The 6,338-nt window shown below is 72.3% G+C and carries 5 protein-coding genes and 1 pseudogene; 2 read left to right on the forward strand and 4 right to left on the reverse strand.

The window, feature by feature from the left end; translation table 11 throughout:
* The first annotated feature begins 43 nt into the window (after nt 1-43).
* Nucleotides 44-448, forward strand: a complete 405-nt coding sequence (locus tag ACGFIM_RS34355) for a nuclear transport factor 2 family protein (protein WP_393209221.1) — start codon at nt 44-46, stop codon at nt 446-448.
* Between the two features lie 229 nt (nt 449-677).
* Here ACGFIM_RS34355 and ACGFIM_RS34360 read toward each other — a convergent pair whose 3' ends face one another.
* Nucleotides 678-2,168 (reverse strand): cobyric acid synthase, encoded by a 1,491-nt coding sequence (locus ACGFIM_RS34360; RefSeq protein WP_393209224.1) that lies wholly within the window; start codon nt 2,166-2,168, stop codon nt 678-680.
* Nucleotides 2,169-2,305: 137 nt separating this feature from the next.
* Here ACGFIM_RS34360 and ACGFIM_RS34365 point away from each other — a divergent pair, with 137 nt between their 5' ends.
* Nucleotides 2,306-3,748 (forward strand): MFS transporter, encoded by a 1,443-nt coding sequence (locus ACGFIM_RS34365; protein ID WP_393209227.1) that lies wholly within the window; start codon nt 2,306-2,308, stop codon nt 3,746-3,748.
* A gap of 273 nt (nt 3,749-4,021) precedes the next feature.
* On the opposite strand, the gene ACGFIM_RS34370 is transcribed toward ACGFIM_RS34365, so the two are convergent.
* From ACGFIM_RS34370 to ACGFIM_RS34380, 3 genes and pseudogenes are all read right to left on the reverse strand, one after another.
* Nucleotides 4,022-4,285 carry an antitoxin gene (locus ACGFIM_RS34370; RefSeq protein ID WP_393209230.1) on the reverse strand — a complete coding sequence of 88 codons (264 nt, stop codon included), beginning with the start codon at nt 4,283-4,285 and terminating at the stop codon, nt 4,022-4,024.
* Between the two features lie 108 nt (nt 4,286-4,393).
* A pseudogene (locus ACGFIM_RS34375) lies at nt 4,394-5,011 on the reverse strand (LysE family translocator).
* Between the two features lie 5 nt (nt 5,012-5,016).
* Nucleotides 5,017-5,964 carry a quinone oxidoreductase family protein gene (locus tag ACGFIM_RS34380; RefSeq protein WP_393209233.1) on the reverse strand — a complete coding sequence of 316 codons (948 nt, stop codon included), beginning with the start codon at nt 5,962-5,964 and terminating at the stop codon, nt 5,017-5,019.
* Between the last annotated feature and the right edge of the window lie 374 nt (nt 5,965-6,338).

The following is a 6,338-nucleotide window of genomic DNA, read 5'->3' on the forward strand; positions in this document are numbered from 1 at the left end:
GTGAGTCTGTTACTCAGTTTAGTCTCGCCTCCGGAGGAAAGCCATGTCCGAGCGAACCTCGCGCGACCTCTTCGCCCGCTTCCAACGCAACGTCCTGTCCGGAGCGCCCGCCCTCGACGAGGAGATGCTGGCCGCCGACGTCGTGGTGGAGCAGCCGCACGCCCCTGACGGGCGCGGCACGATCGAGGGACGCGAGAAGGTCGTGGCGATGTCCCGGGCGGGCCGCGCGTCCCTCCCCGTCACGTTCGAGGAGTTCAGGGACGTGACCATCCACGACACCGCCGACCCCGAGGTGATCGTCGCCGAGTACCGGCTGGTCGGCACCGTCCCGGGGACCGGCACGCGAGTCCAGGCCGCGTTCGTCGTGGTGCTGCGCGCCAGGGACGGGCGGATCGTGCACTGGCGCGAGTACCAGGACCGCGCCGCCATCGCCGAAGCCCTGGCCTGACTGACCCCGGCCCGCCGCGTCGCGCGCTCAGGCGCGCCTACCCGCCGTGTCGCCCCCCTTCGGCGCGTCGCTTGCGGCGTCGCCTCACCGGCGCCTGGCGTCGCTCGCCGGCTTGCTCCCTCTCGCCCTCCGTCCGCGGTGTCATCATGTCTCGTCGCGCGCGGCTCGCTTCGGCGTCTCCGGTGTCAGCCCTGGCCCGCGGTGGCGCCCGCTTTCGGCGGTTGTCCCGTTACGCGGGTGGGGCGCCGGGTGGGAGGGTGGGGAGGGTCTTCGGAGGGCCCTGGTCGATGAGGCGGAGGAGGGCGTCCGTGTTCAGGTTCTGCTCCACCAGGTCGGCGAGGGCGTCCAGGCGGTGCTCGCGTAGCCGGGCGAAGTCGGTGTCCGGGGCGGGGGTGAAGTCCCGGCCGGCTCGGCGGGCCACGTCGGTGAGGAAGGCGCGGCGGAAGCCGTCGTTCTCCAGGGCGCCGTGCCAGGTGGTGCCGAAGACGTTCGCCGAGCGGCAGCCGTCCAGGAAGGGCTCGCCGCCCTCCACGGCCGGGATCCCGTGGTGGATCTCGTACGCCCGCACCGGCTCCCCGTACGCCGTCCCCTCGGGCCTGCCGAGCCGCTTGTCCGCCCCGAACACGAACCGCACCGGCAGCAGCCCGAGCCCTTCGACCCGGCCGGCCCCCGACTCGACGTCGTCCACGATCTCCCGCCCGAGCATCTGGAAACCGCCGCAGATCCCGAGTATCGGCCCGGTACGGGCGCGCAGGGCCGCGGCGATGCCGTTCTCCCGCAGCCAGGCGAGGTCGGCGACGGTGGCCCGCGAACCGGGCAGCACGACGAGGTCGGCGTCGTCCAGCTCGGCGGCCCCGGTGGCGAAGCGCACGACCACACCGGGCTCGGCGGCGAGCGCGTCCACGTCGGTGAAGTTCGAGATGCGCGGCAGCCGTACGACGGCGACCCGCAGCGTCCGCCGCCCGTACGGGGGCCGCACGGCCACCTGCCGCCCGTCGAGCGCCAGCGAGTCCTCGACGTCCAGCCAGAGCCCGTCCAGCCAGGGCAGCACCCCGTACACCTCACGGCCGGTGAGCTTCCTGAGCATGTCGAGCCCGGGTTCGAGCAGCTCCTTGGCGCCCCTGAACTTGTTGACCACGAACCCCGCCACATGCGCCTGGTCGGCGGCGTCCAGGAGGGCGACCGTGCCGTAGAAGGCGGCGAACACCCCGCCCCTGTCGATGTCGCCGACCACGATGACGGGCAGGTTCGCGGCTCTGGCCAGGCCCATGTTGGCGATGTCGCCGCGCCGCAGGTTGATCTCCGCCGGGCTGCCCGCGCCCTCGCACACCACCACGTCGTACTGCTTCCTGAGCCGCTCAAGCGCCTCCAGCGCGGTCGTGCGCAGCAGGTCCTTCAGCGCGCCGTACTCCATGGCGTCCACGTCCGCGACCGGGCGGCCCATGAGGACGACCTGGCTGCGGCGGTCGCTGCCCGGTTTGAGGAGGATCGGGTTCATGTCGGCGGCCGGTTCGAGGCCGGCGGCCCGCGCCTGCACGGCCTGCGCGCGGCCGATCTCGGCGCCGTCGATCGTGACGTACGAGTTGAGCGACATGTTCTGCGCCTTGAAGGGCGCGACGCGCACGCCCCGGCGGGCCAGCCAGCGGCAGATGCCCGCCGCGACCACGCTCTTGCCCGCGTCGGAGGTGGTGCCCGCCACCAGGAGTGCGCCGTTGACCATGGCCCACACGGTACCGAAGCCGCAGATCACGAAATTTCCCGGTAACCGGCCATTTACGAACTCTGTGATCTCTGTCACTCTGTCTAGAACATCGCCCTAGAACGCGATTCTAGAGTTACCTATGCGAAAGGGTGGGCATGGTCGGGACGTTCGGCTCGCCACGTACGGGCACCATCGACGCGCGATCCCGCGCACCGTTCGGCTGGGCACCCCTGGTGGTGCTGTTCATCGTCGGGCTCGTGGACAGGATGGAAGCGAACCTGCTGTCCGGCGTGCTCCCGCTCATCCAGCAGGAATGGCGATTCAGCGACACCGCGGCGGGCTCCATCCCGACCGCCGCGGCCCTGGCCGCCGCCGTGGTCTCCCTGCCGGCCGGCTACCTGGCCGACCGCTTCAGCCGTACCCGGATCATCGCGATCGTCGTCTTCTGCTGGGCGCTCGCCACGCTCGGCTCCGGCCTCGCCACCGGGTTCGCCATGTTCTACCTGATGCGCGTGCTGCTGGCCGCCGCCGAGAACATCGACAACCCGGCCGCGGGCAGCCTGCTGGCCGACTACTACCCGCCCGCCAGCAGGGCCAAGGCGTACGGGCTCACCCGCGTCACCACGTACCTCGGCGGCGTCGGCACCCTGCTCGGCGCCCAGCTCGCCGCCGCGTTCTCCTGGCGGACCGCGTTCCTCATCATGGTCGTACCGGGCGTGCTCACGGCCCTGCTGGTGTGGATGCTGCGCGAGCCGCGCCGCGGCGAGCTGGACCGGCTGGTCGCCGCCGGCGCGATCGCCCCCCACCCGTCCGGCGCCGACGCGGCCTCACCCGAGCCGGGCGAGCCCCGGTCCGGGATCGGGGCTGGCGGGTCCGCGTCCTGGGCCGGGCCGGGCGAGCCAGGGGCCGGGACCGCGGACGCGCCAGGGGCCGGCGCGTCGCGAGAGGACAAGCCGCCGTTCCTCAGGCAGATCCGCAGCGTGGTGGTCATCCCGACGCTGCTGTTCGTCTGCGTCGGGCTCGCCCTGCTCAGCCTCGGGCTGGCCGGGGTGTTCTTCTGGCTGCCCACGCTCATGGTGCGCACCCTCGGCGCGGACGTCGCCACGGCGGGCTCCCTCAGCGGCCTGCTCACCATCGCGGGCACCCTCACCGGCACGCTCGTCGGCTCCTGGCTGGGCAGGAAGTGGCACGGCACGATCAAGGGCGGCCGCCTGCTCGCGGGCGGCGGCGGCATCACGGCAGGCGCGGTGGTGCTGGCCGTGGCGCTGTCCATGGACTCGATCGGCGCGCTGACCGCCCTGACGCTGCTGTCGAGCTCGCTGATGTCGATCGCGATCCCCAACATGACGGCCTGCCTGGCCGACGTGGTGCCCGCCGCCTCCCGAGGGCTGGGCTTCGCCGTCCTGCAGCTCTTCCTCACCGTCGGCACGGCCTTCGGCTCGCTCGTCGTCGGCATCTTCTCCGACGCGACCGGCTCGCTGCTGACCGGCATGTACGCCCTGATCATCCCCATGGTCATAGGCGGCCTGCTCACGCTGGGGGCCAGGCCGTCGTTCGAGCGGGACGCGGCGAAGGTCCTGGAGGACGCCCGCCGCTGACACGGCCCCGGCCGCGGACACCTCGGCGAGTGCCCTGGCGCGGACGTTCCAGGCGACGGGCGGCCCCGGTGAGGACGCGCACCCGGGCGGCGGGAACAGCCGACAGACTTCGGTGGCGGGCGTCTCGCCGGGGTGTTTGTGGTGTGCGGCGGTGGTGGGTGTCTCGTCGGGACGTTTCCGGCGCGCTTCGGCGGCGGGCGCCTCGTCAGGGCGTCCCCGCACACGTCGGCGGCGGGCGCCCCGTGAGGGGCCCGCCGCCGGATCCTTCGCTGCTCAGCCCTCAGGCGGCATGCGCCGTTCCCGCTCCTCCTGCGTCGGGGGCTGCTGCTGTCCCGCCTCCCGGCCGGGCTGCTGCTCCTGCCCGCCGCCGTAACGGTGCTGGATGGTGTCGGCGCCCTTGCTGATGTGCTCGTCGTACTTGTGGCCGGTGCGCTCCTTGGCGTACTCCTCGGCGCGGTCGACGATCTGGTCGGCCTGCTTCGAGTGCCCCCTGGCGAAATCCTCAGCCTTCTTCAGCCACTCTCCGATGCGGCTCATGACCATTTCCCCGTTTCTATCGGTTACGCACGCCCCCTACCCCGCCAACCTGGGTTGATGTCTGCACCGGAAAGCGGCCGCCGCCCCCCGTGACGCCGGCCGGCGTCGTCAGTCGCTGACCGCCAGCCGTACCCCGAACCCGACGATCACCACCCCGCTCACCCGGTCGAGGAGCCGCCGCACCCTGGCCGACCGCAGAAACCCGCTCATCAGCGACGCGAACCCGATCACCGCCATGCTCCACACCAGCCCCTCGGCCACGTGCACCCCGGCCGGCGCCAGCCCCACGAGCGCGTGCGGCGCCCCATCGGGGATGAACTGCGGGAGCATCGCCACGTAGAACGCCCCCACCTTCGGATCGAGCAGGTTCGTCGCCGGCCCTCTCCTGAACCCCCGCCAGAACCGGACCTCCTGCCCCTCCGCCCCCTCATGCCCGGCGGCGTCCCGCCAGCAGCATGCGCACCCCCATCCACACCAAATACGCCGCTCCGCTCACCGCAGCTCGTCGCAGGCCACCTGCGAGGCCGCCGGCAGCGCCGACAGCCCCGCGGCGGTGAGCACACCCCACATCAACGTCCCGAGCTGGATGCCCAGCGTCACACCCCAGGCCGGACACCGCCCGGCCAGCAGGGACGTCCGCAGAATCAGGGCCGTGTCCAGGCCTGGCGTGACGGTGAGCAGCGCGACCACGGCCGCGAACGACCAGATCGATGTGGCGACGTCCATGAAGGTCAGGGTATGAGGAGCAGTTTCCCCGTGGTGCGCCGCCCCGCCAGGTCCTCATGCGCCTGCCGCGCCTCGGCCAGCTGGTAGCGGTGGGAGACGTTGATCCGTACCTGGCCCTTCTCGATCCAGCCGAACAGGTCGGACGCGCGCTGCAGCAGCTCCGACCGCTCCGCCACGTAGTGCGCCAGCGTCGGCCTGGTCAGGAACAGCGAGCCCTGCTTGTTGAGCACCTGCGGGTCGACCGGCGGCACAGGGCCGCTGGCGGCGCCGTACAGGGCCATCAGGCCGCGCGGGCGCAGCACCTCGAGGCCGCCGTCGAACGTGGTCTTGCCGACGCCGTCGTACACCACGTCGATCGAGTCGCGCAGCTCCTGCGCGAAGCCGTCGTAGCGCAGCACCTCGTCCGCCCCGGCCTCCCTGGCCAGCTTCTCCTTCTCGCTGGTGGAGACCGTCGTGAACACCGTGGCGCCCTTGAGCTTGGCCAGCTGGATCAGCAGCTGCCCCATGCCGCCCGCCCCGGCGTGCACCAGCACCCGGTCGCCCTCCTTCACCTCGAACGTGGAGTGCGTCAGGTAGTGGGCGGTCATGCCCTGCAACATCGCCGCGGCGGCCAGCTCGGCCGGCACGTCGTCCGGTACCGGCACCACCCGGTCGGCCGGCACCACCGCCTTCTCCGTGTAGCTGCCCAGCACGCTCGCCCAGGCCACCGTGTCACCCACCTTGACGTCCCGCACACCGGGGCCGACGGCGGACACCGTGCCCGCGCCCTCGGAACCGATCGTGGTCGGCAGGTTGAGAGGGTAGGTGCCGGAGCGGTGGTAGATATCGATGAAGTTCACGCCGCTGGCGGCCACATCGACCACCACCTCACCCTCACCGGGCACCGGATCGGGACGCTCGACGTACTCGAGAACTTCTGGACCGCCGTGGGCGGAGACGATGATCGCATGCATACCCCCTAGTCAACCCCGTCCCCTCCGACTCTTGCCACCCTCCCCGGCCCCGTGGTACGTGGTCGGCTGCCCGGGCCCGGCGGCGGCGTCGTGCTCCGCGCGGGTCGGTGTATCGCGCCCTGCTCCTGCGACTTTCGCCAGCTTCCCGGCCGCGTGGTACGTGGCTGGCTGCCCGTGCCCGGCGGCGGCGTCGTGCTCCGCGCGGGTCGGTGTATCGCGCCCCTGCTCCTGCGACTTCTGCCAGCTTCCCGGCCGCGTGGTACGTGGCTGGCTGCCCGTGCCCGGCGGCGGCGTCGTGCTCCGCGCGGGTCGGTGTATCGCGCCCTGCTCCTGCGACTTCTGCCAGCTTCCCGGCCGCGTGGTACGTGGTCGGC

Origin of the sequence: Nonomuraea sp. NPDC049309, from assembly GCF_043196965.1 — a bacterium.
Taxonomy (GTDB): domain Bacteria; phylum Actinomycetota; class Actinomycetes; order Streptosporangiales; family Streptosporangiaceae; genus Nonomuraea; species Nonomuraea fastidiosa.